Source organism: Cupriavidus sp. DL-D2 (assembly GCF_039710735.1).
Taxonomy (GTDB): domain Bacteria; phylum Pseudomonadota; class Gammaproteobacteria; order Burkholderiales; family Burkholderiaceae; genus Cupriavidus.
The window spans coordinates 178,848-204,361 of the sequence record NZ_JBDKXK010000002.1 but is presented as its reverse complement, the minus strand read 5'-3'; the positions used below and the strand labels follow the sequence as shown (position 1 = coordinate 204,361).

Below are 25,514 nucleotides of genomic sequence, written 5' to 3'. Positions count from 1 at the left end.
GGCGGAGTGCGGAAAACGGGAATCGGGCGGCCGGTGTGGCGAAGGGAGGGAGGCAGCCAATCGGCAAGCGAATCAGCTACCGGCCTGCCCTGCATCCGCCAGTCGCACGGCGCGCACGAATGCGGCAATGCGGGCGTGGTCCTTCACACCCTTGGACGCCTCCACGCCGCTGCTGACATCCACGGCATAGGGGCGCACGCGTTCAATCGCGCCAGCGACGTTTTGCGCGTTCAACCCACCACTCAAAACGATGCGAGGAGCGTCGCTGGCGGGTGGGATAGCAGGATCGGGCGGAAGCCATTGAGCAGGAATCAGGGTCCAGTCGAAGACGTGGCCGCCACCGCCATAGCCTTCGACGAAGGCGTCGAGCAACAGGCCGGCAGCGTCACGGTACAGATCGGCGAATTCTACCAAATCGAGGCCCTGCCGAACACGGGCCGCTCGCACGAAAGGCAGCCGACAGCGCCGGGCAATGGCGGCGCATTGCTCCGGCGTCTCATCGCCGTGGAACTGAAGCAACGTCAACGGCACACGCTCGGTCACATGGGCCACTTCCTCGGCATCGGCATTGACGAACAGGCCGGTCACGGTCACGAATGGGGACACCTGCTCGGCCAGCGCCGCCGCGCGCGCCACATCCACATGGCGAGGACTCTTGTCGTAGAAGACCAGGCCAATCGCATCGGCGCCCGCGTCAACGGCGGCGCGCACGTCTTCGGCGCGCGTCAGTCCGCAGATCTTGATGCGCGTACGGGCAGGTACGCGGTCGGAATCAGGCGCCATGATCGGGTCCTTGGGAATTGTCGGGAAACACGCCGTGGAAGAAGCTGGCCGAGCGGTCCGCGCGGGGCAGCTGGTACGGCTCAGGATACTTGACGTCCACCAGATAGAGGCCGTCCGGCATGAAGGTCGGCGCGGCCTTCTGACGGTTGCGGCCTGCCAGCACCTCAGCCATCCATTCCGCCGGATAACGTCCGCGCCCCACGGCGACGAGGCAACCCATCAGGTTGCGCACCATGTGATGCAGGAAGGCACTGGCTCGAAAGCGCAGAAATACCCAGTTGCCGTCGGCCTCGATCGTGACGTCGTACATCGTCTTGACCGGCGACTTGGCCTGGCATTCGGCAGCCCGGAATGCCGAGAAATCGTGCTCGCCGATCAGGCAGCCAGCGGCAGCGCGCATCGCCGCCACGTCCAGCCGCTGCCCCGGCGGCAGCATCTGGTAGCCCGCCCGGCCGTGGATCATCGGCACCCGGTGCGGTCCCGTGTAGAGCGCGTAGTAATACATGCGCTCGTAGGCCAGGAAACGCGCGTGAAAACCATCGTCGACCGGCTCCGCCCATTGCAGCGCAATGGACTGCGGCAAGAAGGCATTGACCCCGCGCACCCACGAGAACTTGTCGCGGTTCAGTTCGGTGTCGAGATGGATCACCTGACCGAGCGCATGGACACCCGTGTCGGTCCGCCCCGCCACCGTGGTCAGCAGGCGCACGCCAGCGAAACGCTCTATGGCGTCTTCGAGATGATCCTGCACGGTATTGCGGTGGGGCTGGGACTGCCAGCCCGAGAAAGCCGATCCGTCGTACTGGAGGCCGATGGCGATACGGTTCATGAATATCGGATGCCCAAAAACAAAATGCGCCGGAAGGGACGCTTCCGGCGCATCGCTTCGGGCCGCGGCGGGCCATGACTCCGGCACGCCGCAAACCCTGCATCATACCGGCCTTTGGATTGGATCTTTCGATCTGACCTCAGGCCGCACAGCGTCCCTACCCTGCTTTCAGGCCACCTCGCGCAGCAGCGTACGGGCTTCGGTTTGCAGCGGATCTTGCGACTGGTCCACCACTTCCTGCAGCAGTTCGCGGGCACCTTCCTTGTCGCCGATCTCGATATAGGCGCGCGCCAGATCGAGCTTGATCTGCATGTCGCGGCCCCCATCCATGCCAGTGGCCGACAACGTACTGGCCGAAACACCATGCGTGGCATCGCCCATACCTTCCGACGTCACGCGGCTCAGGTCGATCGGCTCGGCGAGCCGGCCGTTCTGGAGCATCGTGGTCGCGGGCAGCGGCAGCGTCGATTCCGTCAACGACGGCACATCGAACCCGATCGGCGCCGCTTCCGGAGTGGCCGGCATATCGGACTTCGCCGGATTCAGGTCCAGCGACAGGCTCGACATGTCGAACTCGAGCGGACGCGAGCGAGTCGGAGCGTCGAGCGGCGGCACACCGGCGTGCGCATCGGCATCGTCCAGGGACGCATCTAGGATGTCGTCGAGACGTGCTACCGGTTGCGACGCATCATGGCCGAACACCAGCGCGGCCGATTCCGGCGCCACGATGGGTTCGCCAGCCGCTGGCGCGGGGAACGCGTCGAGCGGCAGCGCCAGATCCGGCATGCCGCCGGTCACCATGCCCTGCGCCTGTGCCGGATCCTGCGTGCGCCACTGGTCCGCGGCGGGCGTGGTCGTATCGGCTTCCACGATCGTGTCAGGCGCGACAGACAAATACAGCGCCGTATTGGGATCGAGCTTGCGCCCCATTTCCGCGGCCTGGAGCCAGTCCGCACCTTGCCCGCCCGTCTGGGTGAACATTTCTTCTGCAATCACCCGAAAACCTTCCACATCCTGGCGAGTGTTATAGATCTCCAGCAGTTTCAGGCGAATGGCCTGACGCTCCGGACTTTGTTGCAACGCTTCGCGCAGGATCTCTTCGGCCTGCACATCGCGTCCGTAGGCGATATACACCTCGGCCTCGGCAATCGGATCCACTTCCGTTGCCTCGTGCGAATTGTTGCCAATGCGGAAGTCGGCACCAAACACGCTGTGCTGCGAGGTATCGACGCTCTGGCCACCGGCCGTGCCGAACAGCGAATGCCCGCCGGCCATGACCGTGCTTTCCTGGGACAGGATGCTGTCGCCAAAACCCGTATTCTCGCCCGCCTTCTGCTTCTGGCGGCGGCGATAGTACGCATATCCGCCAAGCAACGCAACCAGCACACCTGCGCCGGGCAGCAGCATCGGGTTGGCGAGCAGTTCGTCGACGAACGAAGGCTCCGGCACGGGCTGGATAACAGGCGGCTTCTTCTTGGCTGCGACAGGTGCCGAAGCCGGGACTGCGGCTTGCGGCGCCGAAGCAGTTGCAGCCTGCGGAACGGAAGCGGCAGTCGCTTGCGGAGCAGATGCCGCGGCAACCGCAGCGGTAGCAGCAGGCGCCGGCTCCGGCGTGGCCGTGCTGGTGGCCTCGGCCGGCTTGGCCGGTTCCGGTGCTACGACGGTCGGCGCCGGTGCGGCGGCGGTCTCGGCAACCTTAGGCGCGGCGGCCGGAGTTGCCGGAGTAGCTGCCTTCGCGGCCTGGTTCGCCTGGTTCAGCTTGGCGATCTCCGCATTCTTCAGCTCCATCAAGCGCTGCATGTCGGAGATATTCTTCTCCAGCTCCGTCACGCGCGACTCGGCTTCCTTCAGTTTGCGCTGCGTTGCCACGTCGGCCTCGGCCTGGGCTTGCGCCTTGGCCTGGGCGCCCTTGTCGGCCTTCGACAGCTTCAGCTCATCGCGCTGTCCGGCGTCGGGCACCGTCGTGTCCTGCACGCGTGCCGTGACATTGCCCGATTGCTGGCGGCCCGAACCGGCATCCACCGACTTGGCGGCGGCAGCAGCGGCCAGGCGGCTGCGATAGCTGTCGAAGCCCTGCGTGCGAGCGACCACTTCGCGGCGGGCCTCCCTGGGGCTGACCGACTGCGCCTGCTGGGTGCTCGGCACCTTCAGCACGGCACCGGACTTGATCCGGTTGATATTGCCGCCGATGAAGGCATTGGGATTGTTGCGATACAGCGCGAGCAGCATCTGCTCTAGCGACACGGCATCCTGGCCTTGCGCGGCATCGCCGGCGATCGTGTAGAGCGTGTCACCGCGCTGGACGGTGTACTGGCCGTTGGCAGTGCTGGCCGTGGTGCCTTCGGCAGCCGGCGCAGCGGCGCGGTTCGGCTGGCGGGTCGGCGTCGGACGCTGGATCTGTGCGGACGGGGCGGGTGTGGGTGCAGCGGCAACAGGTGCCGGCGCCTGCGTCGGCGCGGCGGCCGGCGATGCATCAGGCGTGGCAGCCTGGACGACCGTGGTGGGCGCGAAGGCCTGGTTGGAAGGCTTGGCGCCAGCCGGGTCGAGCAAGAACGTGTAGGCTCGCGTGACCTTACCGCTGGACCATGTCATGTCGACAAGGATGTCGACAAACGGCTCGCTGAGTGGCTGGCTGGAGCGGACGGTGGCAACGTAGGTGCCGTTCGCACGCCGCTGGATGTCGAGCTTCACACCCGAGATCGCCGGCAGGTACGTCAGCCCCGCACGCGTATAGGCGGACGGCGGGGCCAGCTTGACGGCCAGGCCGTCGGCTTCCTCGGCCGTGACGCCGGTGATATCGATTTCAGCCTGGAGCGGCTGACCCAGATTGGATTGGACCCGCAATTGCCCGAACCCCGCAGCATAGGCGGCAGGCTGCGCAAGCAGCAAACCGAATGCCGTGACGGCCAGCGTTGACCAGCGCTGACGGACAGTAGGCGCATCTTTCCGGCGATGTAGGCTCACACTCACCTTGTGCTCCATTATTTTTTAGTAGCGATAAAGTAACCCGACCCCAAAATGGCTGGCTGGCAGACGGATGCCGGTGCAGCACGGAGTTCCGATATTTTGTCGGACTTCGTCCCTGCCCTGCCTCTCGTCCATACCGCCTCCCGGCGCAACCGGAAACCTCCCCGGACGCAGGGTGACGACGACCCCGTAGCCAAGCGCATGCCGGCTGTATTGTGAACCAAGCCTGCCGAAAAAAGGTCTCCAGATGCGACAACGCCGCGCTGGGGCGCGGCGTTGCTGGCAAAGCGACGTATTCTGTTGCCTCCCCGCAACGATGCGGAGAGGTCACTCTCAGGGTCAACCCTCGATCAGAATGCGCAGCATGCGACGCAGGGGTTCGGCAGCGCCCCACAGGAGCTGGTCGCCCACGGTGAAGGCCGACAGGTACTCGCCACCCATCTGCATCTTGCGCAAGCGACCGACCGGAATCGTCAGCGTGCCCGTCACGGCGGCCGGCGTCAGATCCTTCATGCTGGCTTCGCGCGTGTTCGGCACGACCTTGGCCCACTGGTTGTTGGCGGCCAGCATGCCTTCGATCTCGTCCAGCGGCACATCCTTCCGCAGCTTGATGGTCAGCGCTTGCGAGTGGCAGCGCATTGCGCCAATCCGCACGCACAGGCCGTCCACGGCAATCGGGGCCGCGCCAGTGGCGCCCACGAAGCCTTCGCCGCGGCCCAGGATCTTGTTGGTCTCGGCACCGCCCTTCCATTCTTCCTTGGAAACGCCGTTGCCCAGGTCCTTGTCGATCCACGGAATCAGGTTGCCAGCCAGGGGCACGCCAAACTGCTTCGTTTCATCGGCGGACAGGCCGTGCTGGGTAGCCAGGATCTGACGGTCGATCTCAAGGATAGCCGACGCCGGGTTGTCCAGCAGCGGCTTGACCGCGTTGTTCAGCGTGCCGAACTGCGTCAGCAGCTCGCGCATGTGCTGGGCACCGCCGCCCGAGGCGGCCTGGTACGTCATCGAGGTCATCCACTCGATCAGGTCGGCTTCGAACAGACCGCCCAGACCCATCATCATGCAGCTGACCGTGCAGTTGCCGCCGATGAAGTTCTTGACGCCCTTCGACAGCGCATCCTTGATCACACCCAGGTTGACCGGGTCCAGCACGATGATCGCATCGTCCTTCATGCGCAGCGACGAAGCCGCATCAATCCAGTAGCCGTTCCAGCCAGCGGCGCGCAGGCGCGGAAACACATCGTTCGTGTAGTCGCCACCCTGGGCGGTGAGCACCACGTCGCACTTCTTCAGTGCCTCGATGTCGTTCGCATCTTTCAGCGTGATTTCATTCTTCGCCATCGCCGGGGCCTTGCCGCCTGCGTTGGACGTGCTGAAGAAAATGGGCTCGATATGGTCGAAATCGCCCTCTTCCTGCATGCGCTGCATCAGGACGCTGCCGACCATTCCTCGCCAACCGACGAGACCTACAATCATGACTTACCTCGGATGTGATGTAAACTTCCCCGCCATTTTCCTCGCCCGGCGTGGCTGCGCGGGGAAGACGGGCAGGCACGACGAACGATCTTAGGGGATCGTTTTGGTAATGGTTTTAATCGTCGTGGCGGTAACCGCCAGGCTGTGCGAATCCATGCCGATCGCGCCACGCACTGTAATGATAGTGGCGGCTGCAGCGGAAACAGTCAGATAGGACTGGGGGATTCGGGCCATGACGGGAGAGTCTACACGAATTTGCGGTGATGCCGCGGGCGGAATTGCGGCGTTTTGTAGCGTTTCGCTACCTTACTCCCCTCTCCCGCATGCGGGAGAGGGGAGCAAACCGACGGGCAGGAAACCGCGGTGCTTACAGCGCCGCCAGCACTGCCTCGCCCATTTCCTTCGTGCCCACCTGCTTGCAGCCCGGCGTCAGGATGTCGCCGGTGCGGTAGCCCTGGGCCAGCACCTTCTTGACGGCATTCTCGATGCGGTCGGCCTGTTCGGCACGATTCAGCGAGTAGCGTAGCATCATGGCGGCGGACAGGATCGTGGCCAGCGGATTGGCCACGCCCTTGCCGGCGATGTCCGGTGCCGAGCCGTGCGACGGCTCGTACAGACCCTTGTTGTTCGCATCCAGCGAGGCCGACGGCAGCATGCCGATGGAACCCGTCAGCATGGCGGCTTCATCCGACAGGATGTCGCCGAACATGTTGCCCGTGACGATCACGTCGAAGCTCTTGGGCGCCTTCACCAGTTGCATCGCGGCGTTATCCACGTACATGTGCGACAGCTCGACATCCGGATACTCCTTGCTGACCTCGATCACGATGTCCTTCCAGAACTGGAAGGTCTCAAGCACGTTGGCCTTGTCCACACTGCACAGCTTCTTGCCACGCTTGGCGGCGGCCTGGAAGGCCACGTGGGCGATGCGGCGGATTTCAGGCTCGCTGTAACGCATCGTGTCGAAGCCTTCACGGGCGCCCTTGAACAAGCCGTCCGGGGCTTCGCGCACGCCGCGCGGCTGGCCGAAGTAGATGTCGCCGTTCAGTTCGCGCACGATCAGGATGTCGAGGCCGGCCACGAGTTCGGGCTTCAGGCTCGATGCGCCAGTCAGCTCGGGATAGCAGATTGCCGGGCGGAAGTTGGCGAACAACTGCAGGTGCTTGCGCAGGCCCAGGATGGCCTGCTCCGGGCGCAGCGGGCGCTCCAGGCTGTCGTACTTCCAGTCGCCCACGGCGCCGAACAGGATGGCGTCAGCCTCCTGTGCCAGCTTCAGCGTGTTATCCGGCAGCGGATGGCCTTCGGCCTCGTAGCCGGCGCCGCCCACCGGCGCGGTTTCCATCTCGAACTTCTCGTCGAGGGCATTGAGCACCTTGACAGCTTCGGCAACGATCTCGGGGCCGATGCCATCGCCCGGCAGGACTGCAATCTTCATCTCGTGTTTCCTTTTTTACCTGTGCGTTGCTGGATCAGCCGACCAGACGGTTGCCGAGCCACGGCATCTTGGTCAGGCGTTCGGCTTCGTACGCCTTGATCTTGTCGTTGTGGCGCAGCGTCAGGGCGATATCGTCGAAGCCATTCAGCATGCAGTACTTGCGGAACGGAGCGATGTCGAACGGATAGCTGGTGCCACCCGGCGTGGTGACGACCTGCTTGTCGAGATCGATCGTCAACTGGTAGCCCGGGAACGCGTTGGTCTCGTTGAACAGGTGGTCCACCTGTTGCTCGGTCAGCGCCACCGGCAGCAGGCCGTTCTTGTAGCAGTTGTTGAAGAAGATATCGGCGAAGCTCGGCGCGATCACGGCGCGGAAGCCGTATTGCGTCAGCGCCCACGGCGCGTGCTCGCGCGAGCTGCCGCAGCCGAAGTTGTTGCGCGCCAGCAGGATCGACGCGCCCTGGTAGCGCGGCTGGTTCAGCACGAAGTCCGGGTTCAGCGGACGGTTGCTGTTGTCCTGGCCCGGCTGGCCCACATCCTTGTACCGCCATTCGTCAAACAGGTTCGGACCGAAGCCCGTGCGCTTGATCGACTTCAGGAACTGCTTCGGGATGATCGCGTCGGTATCGACGTTCTCACGATCGAGCGGCGCTGCAATGCCGCTGTGTACAGTGAACTTGTCCATGATGATTTCCTTACTTCCGGGCGGCGTTCTCGAGTGCCTGCCCGGCAGCCTGCGTGTCCTTGCCCAATCCGGCCACGGTATTGCAGCCAGCCAGTTGCAGCATGCCCAGGCATGCCAGCAGCGTGATCACGATCTTTTTCATGTTTTCTCTATTCGAAAAGATGTGTTGAACGATACAACCTGACCCTGCTCCGCGTTGGCCGAAGCCTCAGCCGAGCTTGCGGATGTCGACGAAATGCCCTTCGATGGCAGCGGCGGCGGCCATGGCCGGGCTCACCAGGTGCGTACGGCCACCGGCGCCCTGACGGCCTTCGAAGTTGCGGTTCGAGGTGGATGCACAGCGCTCGCCCGGCTCCAGGCGGTCCGCGTTCATCGCCAGGCACATCGAGCAGCCCGGCTCGCGCCATTCAAATCCGGCAGCCTTGAAGACCTTGTCCAGCCCTTCGCGCTCGGCCTGTTCCTTGACCAGCCCGGAACCCGGCACCACCATGGCCAGCTTCACGTTGCCAGCTACCTTGCGGCCCAGCTTCTGCACCACCCACGCGGCGGCGCGCATGTCCTCGATGCGGCTGTTGGTGCAGGAGCCGATGAACACCTTGTCGATGCTGATCGATTCCATCGGCACGTTCGGCTGGAGGTTCATGTACTCCAGCGCGCGCTCCATGGCGTTGCGCTTGTTCTGATCCTTTTCCTTCTCCGGATCGGGCACGCGGTCCTGGATGCTCACCACCATTTCGGGTGACGTGCCCCAGGTGACCTGCGGTTGAATCTCCTCGGCGCGCAGCTCCACCACCTTGTCGAAGTGGGCACCGGCATCGGTGTGCAGCGTGCGCCAGTAGGCCACGGCCTGCTCCCACTCCACGCCCGTGGGCGCGTACGGACGGTTCTTCACGTATTCGAGCGTGACATCGTCCACAGCTACCAGACCCGCACGCGCGCCGGCCTCGATCGCCATGTTGCAGACCGTCATGCGGCCTTCCATCGTCAGGTCGCGGATGGCCGAGCCGGCAAATTCCATCGTATAGCCCGTGCCGCCGGCCGTGCCGATCTTGCCGATGATGGCCAGCACGATGTCCTTGGCGGTGCAGCCGCGCGGCAGCTTGCCTTCCACCTTGATCAGCATGTTCTTGGCTTTTTTGCCCAGCAGCGTCTGGGTAGCCAGCACGTGCTCCACTTCGGAGGTGCCGATGCCATGCGCCAGCGCGCCGAACGCGCCGTGCGTGCTGGTGTGCGAATCGCCGCAGACCACGGTCATGCCCGGCAGCGTGGCGCCCTGCTCCGGCCCGATCACGTGCACGATGCCCTGGCGGTGATCGTTCATCTTGAACTGGGTGATGCCAAAGGCGTCGCAGTTGGTGTCGAGCGTATCGACCTGCAGCTTCGAGATAGGATCGGCAATACCATGCGTGCGGTCGGTGGTCGGCACGTTGTGGTCGGACACGGCCAGGTTCGCGCTGATGCGCCATACCGGACGCTCCGCCATCTTCAGTCCCTCGAACGCCTGCGGGCTCGTGACTTCGTGCAGCAGGTGGCGGTCGATGTAGAGCAGCGTGGTGCCGTCTTCCTCGACGTGGACGGTGTGGTCATCCCAAAGTTTGTCGTAAAGCGTCTTGGCCATGATGCGGGGGGCAGAACGTCCGACTCACAGGAGCCAGCCGTGTCCGCGCGTTGGTTTGCAGGGGAATTTGTTATCCGGATGCCGTCGCGCCGTCTCGGGTCCGGCAGCTATTTTGCTGCTTTTCCGACGGGACCGGTAATTGCTTGACATCGCAAGCGATTATGCCATGTGCGCCAGCCGCCGACGGGCCGGCCAGACCACCCGGGCGGCGGTCATTGGCGAAAGGGGGATTTCGTGGATGGCGAAGGGGGTTACTGATGCCGGGTCTTGCTCCCCTCTCCCGCAGGGCGGGAGAGGGGTCGGGGGAGAGGGCCAGAGGCTCAAACTGCGATCAGTCGGCAAGCAGAACCGCTAGCCCTCTCCCCCTGCCCCTCTCCCAGTGGGAGAGGGGAGTAAAACTCAACCGCCCAGATAGGCCGCCCGAATCCGGTCATTCGCCAGCAGGTTCGCGCCCGTATCGGCCAGCACCACCTTGCCGGTCTCCAGCACATATCCACGATCGGCCACCTGTAGCGCCTTGTTGGCGTTCTGCTCCACCAGGAACACGGTCACGCCTTCCTCGCGGATGGTGCGGATGATGTCGAAGATCTGCGCGATGATCAGCGGGGCCAGGCCGAGCGTGGGCTCGTCCAGCAGTAGCAGGCGCGGCTTGCTCATCAGCGCGCGGCCAATCGCCAGCATCTGCTGCTCGCCACCGCTCATCGTCCCGGCGCGCTGGCTGGCGCGCTGGTTCAGTCTCGGGAACAGCTTGAACACGTGCTCGATGCCTGCCTCGATCTCCTGGCGGCTGGAGAAGAAACCGCCCATCTTGAGGTTCTCCAGCACGGTCAGGCTCGGGAAGACGCGGCGGCCTTCCGGCGAGATGGCCATGCCCATGCGCATGATCTCGTGCGTGTTCCGCGCCGTGATGTCCTGTCCTTCGAACAGCACGCGGCCGGACGAAGCGCGCGGCGTGCCGCACACGGTCATCATCAGCGTGGTCTTGCCCGCGCCGTTGCTGCCGATCAGCGTGACAATCTCGCCCTGATTCACTTCGATCGACACGCCCGACAGCGCCTCCACGGCACCATAGTGGGTGTGGACGTTTTCCAGCTTCAGCATCAGTCCTCTCCCAGATAGGCTTTGATCACGCGCGGGTCGTTGCGCACTTCGTCGGGCTTGCCGATCATGATGGGCTTGCCGTGCTCCATCACCAGGATGCGGTCTGACACACCCATTACCAGGCTCATGTCGTGCTCGATCAGCAGCACCGAGATGTTGAACTCGCGACGCAGGCTGTCGATCAGTTGCTGCAGTTCGATCTTTTCCTGCGGATTCAGACCCGCCGCGGGTTCGTCGAGCATCAGCAGGCGCGGCTTGGTGATCATGCAGCGCGCGATTTCCAGCCGGCGCTGGTGGCCATACGACAGCGTGCCCGCCTCCCGGTTGGCCACGCTCGTCAGTCCCATCCGTTCGAGCCATTCAGCCGCACGACCCAGCGCCTCGCGCTCGGCGCGGCGATAGGCCGGGGTGGCCAGCAGGCCGTGCAGCAGTCCGGCCTTCACCTGCCGATGCTGCGCGACCATCAGGTTCTCCACGACGGTCAGCTGACGGAACAGGCGGATGTTCTGGAACGTGCGGACCAGACCATGGCGCGCCACCACGTGGCTGGGCTGGCGTGCGATCGAATGGCCGTCGAGCATCACCTCGCCAGCCGTAGGCTTGTAGAAGCCGCCCACGCAATTGAACACGGTGGTCTTGCCGGCGCCGTTCGGGCCGATGATGGCAAAGACCTCGTCGCGACGCACATCGAACTCGATGCCGTCGACGGCCAGCAGGCCGCCGAAGCGCATCTGCAGGCCGGATACTTTCAGCATTTCAGCGCTCATCGCGGCAACTCCACGTGGGGACGGCTCGCGGGCAGCAGGCCCTGCGGACGCCACATCATCATCAGCACCATCACCAGGCCGAAAATCAGCATGCGGTACTCGGCAAAATCACGCGCCACTTCGGGCAGGATCGTCAGCAGGATGGCCGCGAGGATCACGCCCAGTTGCGAGCCCATGCCACCCAGCACCACCACGGCCAGGATCAGCGCCGATTCGATGAACGTGAACGACTCCGGATTGACCAGGCCCTGGCGCGCCGCGAAGAATGCACCGGCCAGGCCGGCGAACGAAGCGCCCAGGGTGAACGCCGAGAGCTTGATGCGCGTGGGGTTCAGCCCCAGCGAGCGGCAGGCGATCTCGTCCTCGCGCAGCGCTTCCCACGCACGCCCCATCGGCATGCGGATCAGGCGGCTCGTCACGAACAGCGTGAAACCCACCAGCAGCAGCGCCAGCAGGTACAGGAAGATCACCATGTGCTGGCCGGTGTACGGGATGCCGATCAGGTCGTGGAAGGTCTTTGCACCTTCCACGCTTGCACTGCGCGCCATCTCGATACCAAACACGGTCGGCTTCGGAATGCCCGACACGCCATCCGGACCACCGGTCAGGCTAGTCAGGTTGTTGAGCAGCAGGCGAATGATTTCCCCGAAGCCCAGCGTCACGATGGCGAGGTAGTCACCGCGCAGCCGCAGCACCGGGAAGCCGAGCACGAAGCCGAACAGCGCCGCGAAGCCAGCCGACAGCGGCAGGCATTCCCAGAAAGTCAGGCCGAAATACTGGTTCAGCAGTGCGTAGGTATAGCCGCCTACCGCATAGAAACCGACGTAGCCCAGGTCGAGCAGGCCGGCATAGCCGACCACGATATTCAGGCCCAGGCCAAGGATCACGTAGATCAGCGCCAGCGTGGCCACGTCCACGGCGCCACGCGTACCGAAGAACGGGAACACCAGGCCCACGGCCAGCAGCACCCACACCGCCACGCGCTGCTGTTTCGCGCCCATGGCGGGCACCGTCGGCAACTTCACCGCGCTGCGCGCGCGCGTCAGCATCGGCTTGAACAACTGGAACAGGAAGACGAGTGCCACGGCGATCCAGACCGGGCGCCAGTGCGGTTCGAGCACGACCTTGTAGCCGTCGAGCTTGAGTTGCAGGCCCAGGACCGGGATCGTCAGGATGGCCGTCATCACGGCGGCCGTCACCGCGTTCTTCAGGTTGGCGCCTGGCTGCGTTTGCGAAATCGATTGCGTCATGGGGCCCCCTTACACCTTTTCCACATCAGGCTTGCCAAGCAGCCCGGTGGGACGGAACAGCAGCACCAAAATCAGCAGGCCGAAGGCCACCACGTCCTTGTACTCGGCCGGCATGTAGCCGGCGGCGAATGTCTCGGCCAGGCCCAGCAGCACGCCACCGAGCATCGCGCCCGGAATGCTGCCGATGCCGCCCAGCACCGCGGCCGTGAATGCCTTGATGCCGGCGATGAAGCCGATGAACGGATTGAGCTTGCCGATGGTCAGTCCGATCAGCACGCCGCCCACGGCGGCCAGCATCGCGCCGAGCACGAACGTGAACGAGATCACGCGATTCGTATCGATGCCAAGCAGGTTGGCCATGCGCATGTCTTCCGCGCAGGCACGGCACGCGCGACCCATGCGCGAATGCCCGATGAACAGCGTCAGCGCAATCATCAGCACCAGCGTCACGCCCACGATCAGCAGGCGCGAGTACGGCACGGTCACCGTGAAGTCACTGCCCATCTGGAATTCGATGGCACCCGAGATCAGCAGCGGCACGGACACGTCACGTGCGCCCTGCCCGATCTGGACATAGTTCTGGAGAAAAATCGACATCCCGATGGCCGAGATCAGCGGCACCAGCCGCGGACCGCCACGCAGGGGTCGATAGGCCACGCGCTCCACGGCATAGCCGTAGCAGCCTGTCACGGCCACGGAGACGATCAACGCCGCGCCCAACACGAGCGGCAGCGGATAGCCAGCTTGCGCGCCAATGGCGGTCAGCGTCACGAGACCCACGTAGGCGCCGATCATGTAGATCTCGCCGTGGGCAAAGTTGATCATGCCGATGATGCCGTAGACCATCGTGTAGCCGATGGCGATCAGCGCATAGATCGCACCCAGCGTCAGGCCATTGACCAGCTGCTGGGTGAATTGTGGAAGGAATTCGTTCATGCGGGGGACCTTGTGGATCGGGAAGTCCGATGCGCGATGCCGCTCGCCCTTATGTGGCGCATTACCGACATCGAACCGATACCAAAACGCCCCGCGAGCCGGTTGGCCGCGGGGCGTTTCGCCAGGATGGCGCCGGGTTTAGTTGGCGGCAGTCTTGGTGGCGTCCTTGTGCCACGTGTAGACGACAAACTTGAACGACTTCAGGTCGCCCTTGGCGTCGTACTCGACCTTGCCGATCGGCGTGGTGAACGCGTTCTTGTGCATGTAAGCGGCCACCTTCGTCGGGTCCGTGCTCTTGGCGCCGGCGATAGCGTCGCCGATGATCTTCACGGCCGCGTAGGCAGGCATCTGGAACGGGCCGTTGGCATCACGCTTCTTGTCCGCGAAAGCCTTCACCAGCGCCGCGTTGGCCGGATCGGCCGAGAAGTCGGCCGGCAGCGTCACGAGCATGCCTTCCGAAGCCGGACCGGCGATGGCCGTCACGTCCTTGTTGCCCACGCCTTCCGGACCCATGAACGTGGCCTTCACGCCCTGCTCGCGCGCCTGGCGCAGCAGCAGGCCCATTTCCGGGTGATAGCCGCCGAAGTAGACGAAGTCCACGCCTTGCGACTTCAGCTTGGTGATCACGGCCGAATAGTCGGAATCGCCGGCGTTGATGCCTTCGAACACGGCTACGGGAATCTTGGCCGCTTCCAGGTCCTTCTTCACCGAGCTGGCAATGCCCTGGCCGTACGACTGCTTGTCGTGCAGCACGGCAACCTTCTTCGGCTTGACCTTGTTGATGATGTACTGGGCAGCCGCCGGACCTTGCTGGTCATCACGGCCAATCGTGCGGAAGATGAAGTTGCGCTTCTTCGTCTCGGTCAGCTGCGGCGCGGTGGCCGACGGCGTAACCATCACGATACCTTCGTTCTCGTAGATGTCCGATGCCGGAATCGTCGAACCCGAGCACACGTGACCAATCACGTAGTGGATGCCCTGGCTGACGACCTTGTTGGCGACGGCCACGGCTTGCTTCGGTTCGCAGGCATCGTCCAGCAGCACAGCTTCGAGCTTGTTGCCATTGGCGCCGCCAGCAGCATTGATCTGCTCGATGGCGGTCAGCGCACCGGCCTTGACCATGTCGCCGTACTGCGCGACGGAGCCGCTCATGGGGCCGGCGATGGCGATCTTGACGGTTTCGGCGTTGGCCGAAGTGAAGGCAGCGAGGCCGGCAGTGGCGAGCACGGCGGCCATGGCAGTGGACGAGAGACGGGAAAACGTCATCAGGAGCTCCTCGATTTATGTATGGGTCATTCCGGGCAGAGTCGGCATGACCGGCGCAATCGAACAGCACCCGCGGGAATATGGCAGACGGCGAACGGCAGACGGCCCAAAGCGGAAGTCGGGCCAGCGGTGACGACGTAAAGCGATGCGGGGCCCGGCATGTGCCGGCGCGCGCGCATTTCCCTCAGGGAAGCGGCGTACGCCGTAAGTTCGGAAAGACAACGTTGATGCGTTCTCTATTGCGCAAGCGCTTCGCCTGCCCCGCTTTTCCGAACCCGACATGCCGGAAGGGTGGCCCGGCTGCCGGTCGGCAAAGCAGCGGGCATTATAGGGCGAAAGTTGCAACCCGACAGAGCGAAGTTATCCATATTTGGCGGAAATCTGACAACTTATGCAGCTTGTTGCAACCGCACATGAGCAGGAAGCGTCGTGGAAAAGCCGTTTCACAACACTAGTGCGTGCAGGGTTGCTCGCAAAAAAAACGCCCCGGTTTCCCAGGGCGTCTTCTCTACAGCGGCACAGCAGACGGATCAGCGCTTGGCCATGTCCGGCACGTCGCGAGCGGCGGAGCCGTTGAACAACTGGCGCGGGCGGCCGATCTTGTATTCCGGATCGGTGATCATCTCTTCCCACTGCGAGATCCAGCCCGGCGTACGCGCCAGGGCGAAGATGCAGGTGAACAGCGAGGTCGGGATGCCCAGTGCGCGCTGCACGATACCCGAGTAGAAGTCCACGTTCGGGTACAGCTTGCGGCTGACGAAGTATTCGTCTTCCAGCGCGATCTTTTCCAGTTCCATGGCGAGCTTGAACAGCGGGTCGTTGTGCAGGCCCAGTTCGTTCAGCACTTCATGGCAGGTTTCGCGCATGAGCTTGGCGCGCGGATCGTAGTTCTTGTACACGCGGTGACCGAAGCCCATCAGGCGCACGCCCGAGTTCTTGTCCTTCACCTGCTTGATGAACTCGTTGATGTGATCGACGCTGCCGATTTCTTCCAGCATCTTCAACGCGGCTTCGTTCGCGCCGCCGTGGGCCGGACCCCACAGGCAGGCCACGCCGGCGGCGATGGCTGCGAACGGGTTCGTGCCCGACGAACCGGCCAGGCGGACGGTCGAGGTCGATGCATTCTGCTCGTGGTCGGCGTGCAGGATGAAGATGCGATCCAGTGCGCGCTCCAGCACCGGGTTCACGGTGTACGGTGCGCACGGCGTACCAAACATCATGCGCATGAAGTTGCCCGAGTAGGACAGGTCGTTCTGCGGGTAGATGTACGGCTGGCCGATGTTGTACTTGTACGCCATGGCGACCAGGGTCGGCATCTTGGCGATCAGGCGAATGGCCGAGATCTCGCGCTGGTGCGGATCGTCGATATCCATGGCGTCGTGGTAGAACGCGCTCATGGCACCCACCAGGCCCGTCAGGACAGCCATCGGGTGGGCGTCGCGGCGGAAACCGCGCATGAAGAATTGCAGTTGCTCGTGAACCATCGTGTGGTTCATCACCGAGCCAACGAATTCTTCCTTCTGCTTGGCGTTGGGCAGTTCACCCTTCAGCAGCAGGTAGCAGGTCTCGAGGTGGTCGCACTTCTGCGCCAGTTGCTCGATCGGGTAACCGCGATACAGCAGTTCACCCTTGTCACCGTCGATGTAGGTGATCTTGGAGTTGCACGAAGCAGTCGACATGAACCCCGGGTCATAGGTGAACTTGCCGGTCTGTCCGTACAGCTTGCGAATGTCGATCACGTCCGGGCCAACGGTACCCTGGTAGATCGGCAGCTCAACGCTGGGGGAACCATCGGAAAACGATAGCGTGGCTTTCACATCGGACGGCGTCATGTCGATTCCTTCAAATACTGTGAATAATGTTGTTGACCAAACTCAGACCGAACGCAGCAGGCTGAGTACCCGTTGCATCGGGGGCGTATCGAGCTCACCGTCCAGTTCCTTGCGGACCAGCAGCAGGTCCATCAAATCGTTGTCGCTGAGCTCGAACAGCTCACCCAGCGAAGCCACGTCTTCATCAGACAGGCTCTCCTCGTAACGATTGAAGAAACGTTCGACGATGATGTCGTTCTCCAGGAGGCCGCGGCGGGCGCGCCAGCGAAGCCGGGCACGCTTGTGCGGATCAGCCTGATGGGAGAATGTGGTGGATTGACTCATGGTCAGCCTTCTTTGAACGGCGGCCACCCGACTGGATACTGCACCGGGCTGACACGTCGCTTACATCAACTGCTAAATCAACTTCGATCCGTTGCAGACTGCCTGATGCGCCGCGTAAGACTCGGACGCATCAGGCAGTTTATACCCGCCGATTAAACAGCGCGGCGAACCATCAATTCCTTGATCTTGCCAATCGCCTTCGTCGGATTGAGACCCTTCGGGCACACGTCGACGCAGTTCATGATGCTGTGGCAGCGGAACAGGCGGTACGGGTCGTTCAGGTTGTCCAGACGCTCGCCGGTAGCCTGGTCGCGGCTGTCGGCGATGAAGCGGTAGGCTTGCAGCAGGCCGGCGGGGCCGACGAACTTGTCCGGATTCCACCAGAACGACGGGCACGACGTGGAGCAGCTTGCGCAAAGAATGCACTCGTACAGGCCGTCCAGCTCGTCACGCTCTTGCGGCGACTGCAGACGCTCCTTCTCGGGCGGCGGCTCGTCGTTGATCAGGAACGGCTTGATCGAGTTGTACTGCTTGAAGAAGTTCGTCATGTCGACGATCAGGTCGCGCACCACCGGCAGGCCGGGCAGCGGACGCAGCACGATGCGGTCCGGCAGCTCGCGCATGTTCGTCAGGCAGGCCAGGCCGTTCTTGCCGTTGATGTTCATCGCGTCCGAGCCGCACACGCCTTCGCGGCACGAACGACGGAACGAGATCGTCTCGTCGAGCTTCTTCAGCTTGACCAGTGCGTCCAGCAGCATGCGCTCGTGACCGTCGAGTTCCACCTCGTAGGTCTGCATGCGGGGTGCGGCGTCCTTGTCCGGATCGTAGCGGTAGACTTCGAAAATACGCTTCATTTCTGTGGGTCCTGTTTTCTCTACGATGCGCCGTTTAGAACGTACGGGCCTTGGGCGGAACCGATTCCACCGTCAGCGGTTGCATCTTCACCGGCTTGTAGTCGAGGCGGTTGCCTTCGCTGTAGAACAGCGAGTGCTTCAGCCAGTTGTCGTCGTCGCGATTCGGGAAGTCGCTGTGCGCGTGCGCACCGCGCGATTCCTTGCGGGCAGCGGCCGAGATCATCGTGGCCTTGGCCACTTCCACCAGGTTGGCCACTTCCAGGGCTTCCACCAGTGCGGTGTTGAAGACCTTGGACTTGTCCTTCAGGTGGATGTTGTCGGCACGCTCTGCCACTTCCAGAATGCGCTCGACGCCTTCGTCCATCAGCTTCTGCGTACGGAACACGCCAGCATGCGACTGCATGTTGCGGCGGATGTCGTTGGCCACGTCCTGGGTGTACTCACCCGAGGTCGTGCCCTGCAGCTTGGCCAGGCGCGCCATGGCGCGGTCGGCGGCGTCTGCCGGCAGCGGCTTGTGTTCCTTCTGCTTCGACGCGTTGGCGACGATGTGGTTGCCGGCGGCACGGCCGAACACCACGAGGTCCAGCAGCGAGTTCGTACCCAGGCGGTTGGCGCCGTGCACCGACACGCAGGAGCATTCGCCGATGGCGTAGAAACCGTTGACCACTTCGTTCGGGTTGCCGTTCTTCGGCACCACGACCTGACCGTGGAAGTTCGTCGGAATGCCACCCATCTGGTAGTGGATGGTCGGCACGACCGGGATCGGTTCCTTGATGGCGTCCACGTTGGCAAACTTCATGCCGATTTCGCGGATCGACGGCAGGCGCTTCATGATGGTCTCGGCACCGACGTGAGTCAGGTCGAGCAGCACGTAGTCGCCGTTCGGGCCACAACCGCGGCCTTCCTTGATTTCCTGGTCCATCGAGCGCGACACGAAGTCACGCGGCGCCAGATCCTTCAGCGTCGGGGCATAGCGCTCCATGAAGCGCTCGCCATCCTTGTTACGCAGGATGCCGCCTTCGCCGCGCACGCCTTCCGTGATCAGCACGCCCGCGCCGGCCACGCCGGTCGGGTGGAACTGCCAGAACTCCATGTCTTCCAGCGGCACGCCTGCGCGCGCTGCCATGCCCAGCCCGTCACCGGTGTTGATGAAGGCGTTGGTGGACGCGGCATAGATACGGCCGGCACCGCCCGTGGCGAACAGCGTGGTCTTGGCTTCGAGGATATAGACTTCCCCGGTTTCCATTTCCAGTGCGGTCACGCCCAGCACGTCGCCTTCTTCGTCGCGGATCAGGTCCAGCGCCATCCACTCCACGAAGAAGTGGGTCTTGGCGCGGACGTTGCGCTGGTACAGCGTGTGCAGCAGTGCGTGGCCGGTACGGTCAGCCGCAGCGCAGGCACGCTGCACGGGCTTTTCACCGTAGTTGGCGGTGTGACCACCGAACGGGCGCTGGTAGATCGTGCCGTCGGCGTTGCGGTCGAACGGCATGCCGAAGTGTTCGAGCTCGTACACGACCTTCGGGGCTTCACGGCACATGAATTCGATGGCGTCCTGGTCACCCAGCCAATCGGAACCCTTGATGGTGTCGTAGAAGTGATAGTGCCAGTTGTCCTCGCTCATGTTGCCGAGCGAGGCACCGATACCGCCCTGCGCCGCAACGGTGTGCGAGCGGGTCGGGAAAACCTTCGACAGCACGGCCACGTTCAGGCCGGCTTCCGCGAGCTGGAGGGATGCGCGCATCCCGGCGCCGCCCGCCCCGACGATGACCACGTCAAATTTGCGACGCGGCAATCCAGTCTTGACTGCGACCATTTATTACACCCTCCAGAGAATCTGAGCAGCGTAGCCCGCACAACCAACGAGCCACAGAATCGTAAGAACTTGCAGCACGAGGCGCACGGCCATCGGCTTCACGTAGTCCATCCAGATGTCGCGAATGCCGATCCACGCGTGGAACAGCAGGGACAGAACCGTCAGGAACGTCAGGAGCTTCATCCATTGGTTGGCGAAGAGACCCGACCAGCCTTCGTACGAAGGATTGCCGAAGGCGAGATACACCCCGGCGAGCACCACGGTGAACACCACCATGATGACTGCGGTAACGCGTTGCGCGAGCCAGTCCTTGAGACCGTAGTGCGCACCGACGACAAGACGCTTGGGACCGATATTATTGTTTGCCACCTTCACTCTCCTCAGAACAGGCCAAACAGCTTGAGCCCGAACACCACGGTGAGCAGCAGGCTTACGACCAGCACGATCTTGGCCGAGGTGGCGGAGGCGGGCTTGGTCACGCCGACGTGCACGTCGAGCAGCAGGAAACGGATACCGGCGCAGAAGTGATGCAGATAGCCCCAGATCAGGGCCAGGATCACCAGCTTGACGAAGCCGTTGGACAGCAGGGCCGAGAACTTCGCGTAGCTCAGTTCGGAGGTGACGCTCTGCTCGAAGAGATACAGAACGAACGGAAGGAGGAGGAACATCAAGGCACCGCTGACGCGATGCAGGATGGATACCTTGCCGGCCCAGGGCAACCGGTAGCGCGAGATTTGCGCGATACCGATATTCCGGAACTCCGGCCTGGCTTGTTTGGCGGCTTCAGCCATGCGAGACCCCATTTGCTGTGAAAAGAAAACTGCAAAAGAACGACACTGCCATTACTCCCCATTGCATCGGCTTGCCACAGCGGTTACCGTGGATGCACCGGATTGCGTCTAACCCTGCATCGAACGTGTGGGGGCGCTGGATGCAAATGAATGCAGGAGCAAATCGGCGTGATTTTAGCGCCTTTGTTGCGCAGCGCACCAATAATTTTCGACTATCACGCACCAACGCGGCGTGCGCGACAATCGCACGCGACAATGCGCGCACCACTCCGGACGCGATATATCGGACGATTCCTGCCACGCGCGACAATGCTGGCGGACGGCCCCATGCGCATGCCGCAATAATCGGCTTCCAGGACAGTCCTTCCATCGCCATCGCGCATCAGCTCAAGTCGTTTTGATAATAGTGCCGGGTCGTGACATAAAGACCACGACGGACTTCCACCGGGCGGTCGCCATATGTAAATGAGACCCGCTCCACCGACAACAACGGCGTACCGGGCTCCACGGAAAGCAACTCCGCCGCCGTGTTATCGGCAGCAACTGCGCGAATCTTTTCTGTTGCGCGGATCATCCGGGTGCCGAACTCGGCTTCGAAGAGCGCGTACATCGGGCCCTTCCACTCGTTGAGCTTCTCGGCCGTCAGGCCCTTGAAGTTGGCGCCAAGCAGCCAGATTTCGTCCAGCACCGTGGCTTCGTTCGAGAAATTCAGCACGCGACGGATCTGCACCACGCTGTCACCGGTGCGGATATCGAGCAGTCGCGCGATCTCGGCCGGTGCGCGCAGGCGCTTGCATTCGAGCACGCGGCTGGCGCCGTAATGGGGTTCGCCCTCGTCGGGCACCAGCCGCAGGAAGCGGAACTTGACCACGTCCTCATGGTGGGTGGTCACAAAGGTGCCTTTGCCCTGGCGCCGCGCCACAAGATTGTCGGCAGCCAGTTCGTCGATGGCCTTGCGCACCGTACCCTGGCTAACCTTGTAGCGGGCGGCCAGGTCCATTTCGCTCGGAATCATCTCACCCGGCTTCCATTCGCCCGTCTGCAGGCTCTGCATGATCAAAGCCTTGATCTGCTGGTACAGCGGACTGAACGTGGGGGATGGGACGGAGGCAGGCGCGGCGGCGGGCGTTGCAGGCGCCGGACTGGCGCCCTGCGGCGTAGCGGACGGCTGCGTCCCGGCGCTCCGGGGGGCGACCGATTCCGGCGAACCGTTGGCAGCCGTGGCGGACGGGGACGTAGGCAGGGATGACATAGCCCGGATTCAACCACAAATTCCGGAATCGCGTCCAGCACGCTATGAAATGTCTTATGTCTTATATAAGACATATGAATTGACATCAATCGGGGCGCACCCTAAACTCGCGCAGTCCGTGCCGCCGCCCTCGCCCAGGCTCCCGCATGGGGCTGTCCCGCCCCAAGGCCCGAGCACTTAGCGGATGCGGCGCACCACATAGCAGTAGTAGACTTACGCCTTGTCGCCCTCGACGCATGCCCATGGCCCGCGCGCTCCTCGTTGCGGCCCCCGGGCCTTGTATTGCGGGCTGCCGGCGGATGCCCGCCTGCCCCGTGGCGACACGAGACCAGCACCCGGTGACGCGCCGGCCTGCTCCAACCCCTGGACGGCCAGCCGCCATCGAACGGTTACCCCCTCTTTTCGTTTGGAGACTTACTCATGGCTAAAGCCCCAATGCGCGTCGCAGTCACCGGCGCCGCTGGCCAGATCGGCTATTCCCTGCTGTTCCGCATCGCCAACGGCGACATGCTCGGCAAAGACCAGCCGGTCATCCTCCAACTGCTCGACCTCCCGCAAGCCCAGACCGCCGTCAAGGGCGTGGTGATGGAACTGGAAGACTGCGCGTTCCCGCTGCTGGCTGGCGTGGTCATCACCGACGACCCCAAGGTTGCCTTCAAGGACGCCGACGTTGCCCTGCTGGTGGGTGCCCGTCCGCGTAGCAAGGGCATGGAACGCAAGGACCTGCTCGAAGCCAACGCCCAGATCTTCACGGTGCAGGGCAAGGCCCTGGACGAAGTGGCAAGCCGCGACGTCAAGGTACTGGTCGTGGGCAACCCGGCCAACACCAACGCCTACATCGCCATGAAGTCCGCGCCGAGCCTGAAGCGCGAGAACTTCACGGCCATGCTGCGCCTGGACCACAACCGTGCGCTGTCGCAGATCGCCGCCAAGACCGGCAAGCCGGTGTCGTCGGTCGAGAAGCTGTTCGTCTGGGGCAATCACAGCCCGACGATGTACGCCGACTACCGCTACGCCACCGTCGACGGCAAGAGCGTCAAGGACCTGATCAACGACCAGGTCTGGAACAACGACGTGTTCCTGCCGACCGTCGGCAAGCGCGGCGCCGCCATCATCGAGGCACGTGGCCTGTCGTCGGCCGCTTCGGCTGCCAACGCCGCCATCGACCACGTGCGTGACTGGGTCCTGGGCTCGAACGGCAAGGTCGTCACGATGGGCATCCCGTCGAACGGCGAATACGGCATTCCGAAGGACGTCATGTTCGGCTACCCGGTGACTACGGCCAACGGCAAGTACGAAATCGTGCAAGGTCTCGAGATCGACGCCTACAGCCAGGAAAAGATCAACATCACGCTGAAGGAACTGGAAGAAGAGCGTGCCGGCGTGCAACACCTGCTGGGCTGATCTCTAGTACCAGGAGCTACCCGCTCATGAAACCGGGGTCCGCATCGATTGCAGAATCGGCGCGGACCCCGGTTTTTCTTTGGGCGCTCGCCTTGTCTTCTCATTAACCCCCTGCTTCATACGTCTTACGCAAACCAACGTGCATCCATCCGAGGTCCTGTTCCAGGGAGAAGCCATTCCCGTCCAGCTGCCGGTCTGCGACCACTACGCGGGCAGCGAGAAGCTCATGCGCAAATCGCTGGCCCTGCAGCAGTCGCTCGGGCCCGTGTTCGACATCACCTTCGATTGCGAGGACGGCGCCGCCGTTGGCCTTGAGCGTCAACACGCCGAGCTCTGCGCGCAACTGGTCAACAGCGCGGACAACGCCCACAACCGCGTGGGCGTGCGCATTCACGACCCCGCGCATCCGAGCTGGCGCGACGACGTGGACGTGCTGGTTTCCGCCGCCGGGGCGCGGCTGGCCTATGTGGTGCTGCCGAAAGTGACCGATGTGGTCGAGGTCGCCCGCATGACCGACCATGTGAACCACGTGGCGCGCGCCGCCGGCATTGCGCGCCACATTCCTGTTCACGTGCTGATAGAAACCCATTCTGCACTTGAGCAGGTCTTCGAAATTGCCTCGCTGGTGCAGGTGGAATGCCTCAGCTTCGGGCTGATGGATTTCGTGTCGGCCCACCACGGCGCCATTCCGGCCGACGCGATGCGCTCGCCCGGCCAGTTCGAGCATCCGCTCGTCCGGCGCGCGATGTTGGAGATCTCGGCGGCCTGCCATCGTCATGGCAAGGTGCCGTCGCACAATGTCAGTACCGATGTGCAGAACCCGGACCAGGCCGGTCACGACGCGAGTCGCGCACGCGCGGAGTTCGGCTACCTGCGCAAGTGGAGCATCCATCCGGGCCAGATCGAGCCCATCGTGACGGCCTTTCGGCCCAGCGATACCGAAATCGGCACGGCGACGCAGATCCTGCTGGCGGCGCATGAGAACAACTGGGCGCCGATCCGCCACGACGGCCAGCTGCACGACCGGGCCAGCTATCGCTACTACTGGTCGCTGCTGCAGCGTGCACATGCCACCGGCACGGCGATCCCGGCTCCTGCCACCGATCTTTTCTTTGACTAGCCGCAATCAAGCGAAAACTGCTCATTTTTGTCGCCAAGTGGCCGATGGCAAACCGGTTGCGCCTGATTATGTAACGAATATCGGACTGACTTCGCCGCTTTGGACAAATCGTAGAGAATAGCGGCGGAAAGTTGCCGGAGCGCCATGTCATGGCAAGCGCCCCGGACTGTTCGACACAACGAAGCCCCCACCTTTTTGACTATCCACGTAATCCGGAAGGAATCACAAATGAACAAACTCGTGCTGGCGGCCTGCATTGGCGCTTTGACCCTGTCCTCCGCTGGCGCCGCGCTGGCCCAGGAACCCGCCAAGAAGCCGGCTGCCACCAAGAAGGCACCCGCCAAGAAGAGCTCCAAGTCCACCAAGGCTGCCGCCGCCGCGCCGGCCGTCGTGCCTTCGGGCGAAAAGTGGCAGTGCGAACTGGGCAATGTCATCTACATCAACGGCAACATGCTGCGCGATGAGGTGCTGACCGTGCACTGGTCGGGCAAGGACTACCGTCTGCCGCGCCAGTCCACCGTGACCGGCGCTGACCGCTACTACGATGCGCAATCGGGCCTGGACCTGGTCGTGATCCCGAGCAAGGCCATGCTGTTCAACAAGAACCTGGGCCAGCGCCTGGCCGACGAATGCCAGAGCGCCGACATGCTCGCAGGCGGCTCTGCCCCGACCCAGGCCGGCGCACTGCGCGCCCCGGTGTCCACGCCACTGCTGATGGCGCCCGCCGCCCAACCGGCCCCTGCCGAGCCGGCCCCTGCTGCACAAGCCGCGCCGAAGCAGTAAAGTCTCATCTTGCCTTGTCCGCGTGCGACGGTTTGCCGGCCGCACGCGGCAATTCGATGCTGGCCGTCAGAAGATCGCCAGCATCGAATTGCCTTGCACGATTGCCCTCACACACGGCAGTCATCACGTTGCTGTACGGTGCGCGTTTCAGGTCGGTCTGGCGCGCCGCGAGGTTTGCGGCGGAACCCTATCGCGTACCGGGGTCTGAAGAATAAGAGCATCTCCCGC

24 protein-coding genes are annotated in these 25,514 nt (G+C 63.4%); 4 read left to right on the top strand and 20 right to left on the bottom strand.

The genetic code is table 11. The annotated features are described in order from the left end of the window. Window positions 1-72 precede the first annotated feature (72 nt). From ABDB81_RS01980 to sdhC, 19 genes are all read right to left on the bottom strand, one after another. Window positions 73-783: a phosphoribosylanthranilate isomerase gene (locus tag ABDB81_RS01980; protein ID WP_346809550.1), complete on the bottom strand. Its 711-nt coding sequence runs from the start codon at window positions 781-783 to the stop codon at window positions 73-75. Continuing rightward, window positions 773-1,612: a tRNA pseudouridine(38-40) synthase TruA gene (truA, locus tag ABDB81_RS01975; protein ID WP_346809548.1), complete on the bottom strand. Its 840-nt coding sequence runs from the start codon at window positions 1,610-1,612 to the stop codon at window positions 773-775. Before truA ends, ABDB81_RS01980 begins: the two co-directional genes overlap by 11 nt. Window positions 1,613-1,780: 168 nt before the next feature. Continuing rightward, window positions 1,781-4,582 carry a FimV/HubP family polar landmark protein gene (locus tag ABDB81_RS01970; protein ID WP_346809546.1) on the bottom strand — a complete coding sequence of 934 codons (2,802 nt, stop codon included), beginning with the start codon at window positions 4,580-4,582 and terminating at the stop codon, window positions 1,781-1,783. Between the two features lie 336 nt (window positions 4,583-4,918). Further along, window positions 4,919-6,055, bottom strand: a complete 1,137-nt coding sequence (gene asd, locus ABDB81_RS01965; protein ID WP_160472734.1) for an aspartate-semialdehyde dehydrogenase — start codon at window positions 6,053-6,055, stop codon at window positions 4,919-4,921. Between the two features lie 367 nt (window positions 6,056-6,422). Next, on the bottom strand, window positions 6,423-7,490 hold the full coding sequence (gene leuB, locus ABDB81_RS01960; protein WP_137923137.1) for a 3-isopropylmalate dehydrogenase: 1,068 nt from the start codon (window positions 7,488-7,490) through the stop codon (window positions 6,423-6,425). 34 nt (window positions 7,491-7,524) lie between these two features. After that, window positions 7,525-8,175: a 3-isopropylmalate dehydratase small subunit gene (leuD, locus tag ABDB81_RS01955; protein ID WP_160472736.1), complete on the bottom strand. Its 651-nt coding sequence runs from the start codon at window positions 8,173-8,175 to the stop codon at window positions 7,525-7,527. A gap of 10 nt (window positions 8,176-8,185) precedes the next feature. Next, on the bottom strand, window positions 8,186-8,317 hold the full coding sequence (locus ABDB81_RS01950; RefSeq protein WP_130389614.1) for an entericidin A/B family lipoprotein: 132 nt from the start codon (window positions 8,315-8,317) through the stop codon (window positions 8,186-8,188). Between the two features lie 66 nt (window positions 8,318-8,383). After that, on the bottom strand, window positions 8,384-9,793 hold the full coding sequence (leuC, locus tag ABDB81_RS01945; protein WP_160472737.1) for a 3-isopropylmalate dehydratase large subunit: 1,410 nt from the start codon (window positions 9,791-9,793) through the stop codon (window positions 8,384-8,386). 399 nt (window positions 9,794-10,192) lie between these two features. Then, window positions 10,193-10,894 carry an ABC transporter ATP-binding protein gene (locus ABDB81_RS01940; protein ID WP_137923140.1) on the bottom strand — a complete coding sequence of 234 codons (702 nt, stop codon included), beginning with the start codon at window positions 10,892-10,894 and terminating at the stop codon, window positions 10,193-10,195. Further along, the gene (livG, locus tag ABDB81_RS01935; RefSeq protein ID WP_346809543.1) at window positions 10,894-11,661 is read right to left on the bottom strand and encodes a high-affinity branched-chain amino acid ABC transporter ATP-binding protein LivG; all 768 of its coding nucleotides are present in this window, start codon (window positions 11,659-11,661) and stop codon (window positions 10,894-10,896) included. Before livG ends, ABDB81_RS01940 begins: the two co-directional genes overlap by 1 nt. After that, window positions 11,658-12,911, bottom strand: coding sequence for a high-affinity branched-chain amino acid ABC transporter permease LivM (locus tag ABDB81_RS01930; protein WP_137923142.1), 1,254 nt, complete (start codon window positions 12,909-12,911; stop codon window positions 11,658-11,660). The genes livG and ABDB81_RS01930 overlap by 4 nt, the downstream gene beginning before the upstream one ends. 9 nt (window positions 12,912-12,920) lie before the next feature. Continuing rightward, complete coding sequence (gene livH, locus ABDB81_RS01925) at window positions 12,921-13,847, bottom strand: high-affinity branched-chain amino acid ABC transporter permease LivH (RefSeq protein WP_137923143.1); 927 nt, start codon at window positions 13,845-13,847, stop codon at window positions 12,921-12,923. 138 nt (window positions 13,848-13,985) lie between these two features. Then, window positions 13,986-15,113, bottom strand: a complete 1,128-nt coding sequence (locus tag ABDB81_RS01920; protein ID WP_137923144.1) for a branched-chain amino acid ABC transporter substrate-binding protein — start codon at window positions 15,111-15,113, stop codon at window positions 13,986-13,988. A 530-nt stretch (window positions 15,114-15,643) separates the two neighbouring features. Next, on the bottom strand, window positions 15,644-16,945 hold the full coding sequence (gene gltA / locus ABDB81_RS01915) for a citrate synthase (RefSeq protein WP_137923145.1): 1,302 nt from the start codon (window positions 16,943-16,945) through the stop codon (window positions 15,644-15,646). Between the two features lie 42 nt (window positions 16,946-16,987). Then, complete coding sequence (locus ABDB81_RS01910) at window positions 16,988-17,275, bottom strand: succinate dehydrogenase assembly factor 2 (protein ID WP_171020309.1); 288 nt, start codon at window positions 17,273-17,275, stop codon at window positions 16,988-16,990. Window positions 17,276-17,421: 146 nt separating this feature from the next. Further along, complete coding sequence (locus ABDB81_RS01905; RefSeq protein ID WP_137923147.1) at window positions 17,422-18,123, bottom strand: succinate dehydrogenase iron-sulfur subunit; 702 nt, start codon at window positions 18,121-18,123, stop codon at window positions 17,422-17,424. A 34-nt stretch (window positions 18,124-18,157) separates the two neighbouring features. Beyond that, window positions 18,158-19,936, bottom strand: a complete 1,779-nt coding sequence (sdhA, locus tag ABDB81_RS01900; RefSeq protein ID WP_137923148.1) for a succinate dehydrogenase flavoprotein subunit — start codon at window positions 19,934-19,936, stop codon at window positions 18,158-18,160. Between the two features lie 3 nt (window positions 19,937-19,939). After that, entirely contained in the window at window positions 19,940-20,305 is a 366-nt protein-coding gene (gene sdhD, locus ABDB81_RS01895) for a succinate dehydrogenase, hydrophobic membrane anchor protein (RefSeq protein WP_124683765.1), read from the bottom strand. Between the two features lie 11 nt (window positions 20,306-20,316). Further along, on the bottom strand, window positions 20,317-20,727 hold the full coding sequence (gene sdhC / locus ABDB81_RS01890) for a succinate dehydrogenase, cytochrome b556 subunit (protein ID WP_137923149.1): 411 nt from the start codon (window positions 20,725-20,727) through the stop codon (window positions 20,317-20,319). Window positions 20,728-20,744: 17 nt separating this feature from the next. On the opposite strand from sdhC, the gene ABDB81_RS01885 reads away from it, so the two are divergent. Beyond that, window positions 20,745-21,128, top strand: a complete 384-nt coding sequence (locus ABDB81_RS01885; protein WP_137923150.1) for a hypothetical protein — start codon at window positions 20,745-20,747, stop codon at window positions 21,126-21,128. Here the strand turns inward: ABDB81_RS01885 and ABDB81_RS01880 are convergent. Beyond that, window positions 21,110-21,979 (bottom strand): GntR family transcriptional regulator, encoded by an 870-nt coding sequence (locus tag ABDB81_RS01880; RefSeq protein ID WP_137923151.1) that lies wholly within the window; start codon window positions 21,977-21,979, stop codon window positions 21,110-21,112. The two genes, ABDB81_RS01885 and ABDB81_RS01880, sit on opposite strands and share 19 nt — an antisense overlap. A 420-nt stretch (window positions 21,980-22,399) precedes the next feature. Between ABDB81_RS01880 and ABDB81_RS01875 the strand changes: the two genes are divergently transcribed. From ABDB81_RS01875 to ABDB81_RS01865, 3 genes are all read left to right on the top strand, one after another. Then, on the top strand, window positions 22,400-23,383 hold the full coding sequence (locus tag ABDB81_RS01875) for a malate dehydrogenase (RefSeq protein ID WP_137923152.1): 984 nt from the start codon (window positions 22,400-22,402) through the stop codon (window positions 23,381-23,383). Window positions 23,384-23,522: 139 nt separating this feature from the next. Then, window positions 23,523-24,503, top strand: coding sequence for a CoA ester lyase (locus ABDB81_RS01870; RefSeq protein ID WP_160472741.1), 981 nt, complete (start codon window positions 23,523-23,525; stop codon window positions 24,501-24,503). Window positions 24,504-24,731: 228 nt separating this feature from the next. Then, window positions 24,732-25,286: a hypothetical protein gene (locus ABDB81_RS01865; protein ID WP_160472742.1), complete on the top strand. Its 555-nt coding sequence runs from the start codon at window positions 24,732-24,734 to the stop codon at window positions 25,284-25,286. Window positions 25,287-25,514 lie beyond the last annotated feature (228 nt).

What these genes read in the sequence shown, in the direction of transcription:
- ABDB81_RS01980 (WP_346809550.1), bottom strand. Translation starts at nt 783, where the DNA reads ATGGCGCCTGATTCCGACCGCGTACCTGCCCGTACGCGCATCAAGATC.
- truA (WP_346809548.1), bottom strand. Translation starts at nt 1,612, where the DNA reads ATGAACCGTATCGCCATCGGCCTCCAGTACGACGGATCGGCTTTCTCG.
- asd (WP_160472734.1), bottom strand. Translation starts at nt 6,055, where the DNA reads ATGATTGTAGGTCTCGTCGGTTGGCGAGGAATGGTCGGCAGCGTCCTG.
- leuB (WP_137923137.1), bottom strand. Translation starts at nt 7,490, where the DNA reads ATGAAGATTGCAGTCCTGCCGGGCGATGGCATCGGCCCCGAGATCGTT.
- leuD (WP_160472736.1), bottom strand. Translation starts at nt 8,175, where the DNA reads ATGGACAAGTTCACTGTACACAGCGGCATTGCAGCGCCGCTCGATCGT.
- ABDB81_RS01950 (WP_130389614.1), bottom strand. Translation starts at nt 8,317, where the DNA reads ATGAAAAAGATCGTGATCACGCTGCTGGCATGCCTGGGCATGCTGCAA.
- leuC (WP_160472737.1), bottom strand. Translation starts at nt 9,793, where the DNA reads ATGGCCAAGACGCTTTACGACAAACTTTGGGATGACCACACCGTCCAC.
- ABDB81_RS01940 (WP_137923140.1), bottom strand. Translation starts at nt 10,894, where the DNA reads ATGCTGAAGCTGGAAAACGTCCACACCCACTATGGTGCCGTGGAGGCG.
- livG (WP_346809543.1), bottom strand. Translation starts at nt 11,661, where the DNA reads ATGAGCGCTGAAATGCTGAAAGTATCCGGCCTGCAGATGCGCTTCGGC.
- ABDB81_RS01930 (WP_137923142.1), bottom strand. Translation starts at nt 12,911, where the DNA reads ATGACGCAATCGATTTCGCAAACGCAGCCAGGCGCCAACCTGAAGAAC.
- livH (WP_137923143.1), bottom strand. Translation starts at nt 13,847, where the DNA reads ATGAACGAATTCCTTCCACAATTCACCCAGCAGCTGGTCAATGGCCTG.
- ABDB81_RS01920 (WP_137923144.1), bottom strand. Translation starts at nt 15,113, where the DNA reads ATGACGTTTTCCCGTCTCTCGTCCACTGCCATGGCCGCCGTGCTCGCC.
- gltA (WP_137923145.1), bottom strand. Translation starts at nt 16,945, where the DNA reads ATGACGCCGTCCGATGTGAAAGCCACGCTATCGTTTTCCGATGGTTCC.
- ABDB81_RS01905 (WP_137923147.1), bottom strand. Translation starts at nt 18,123, where the DNA reads ATGAAGCGTATTTTCGAAGTCTACCGCTACGATCCGGACAAGGACGCC.
- sdhA (WP_137923148.1), bottom strand. Translation starts at nt 19,936, where the DNA reads ATGGTCGCAGTCAAGACTGGATTGCCGCGTCGCAAATTTGACGTGGTC.
- sdhC (WP_137923149.1), bottom strand. Translation starts at nt 20,727, where the DNA reads ATGGCTGAAGCCGCCAAACAAGCCAGGCCGGAGTTCCGGAATATCGGT.
- ABDB81_RS01880 (WP_137923151.1), bottom strand. Translation starts at nt 21,979, where the DNA reads ATGTCATCCCTGCCTACGTCCCCGTCCGCCACGGCTGCCAACGGTTCG.
- ABDB81_RS01875 (WP_137923152.1), top strand. Translation starts at nt 22,400, where the DNA reads ATGGCTAAAGCCCCAATGCGCGTCGCAGTCACCGGCGCCGCTGGCCAG.
- ABDB81_RS01865 (WP_160472742.1), top strand. Translation starts at nt 24,732, where the DNA reads ATGAACAAACTCGTGCTGGCGGCCTGCATTGGCGCTTTGACCCTGTCC.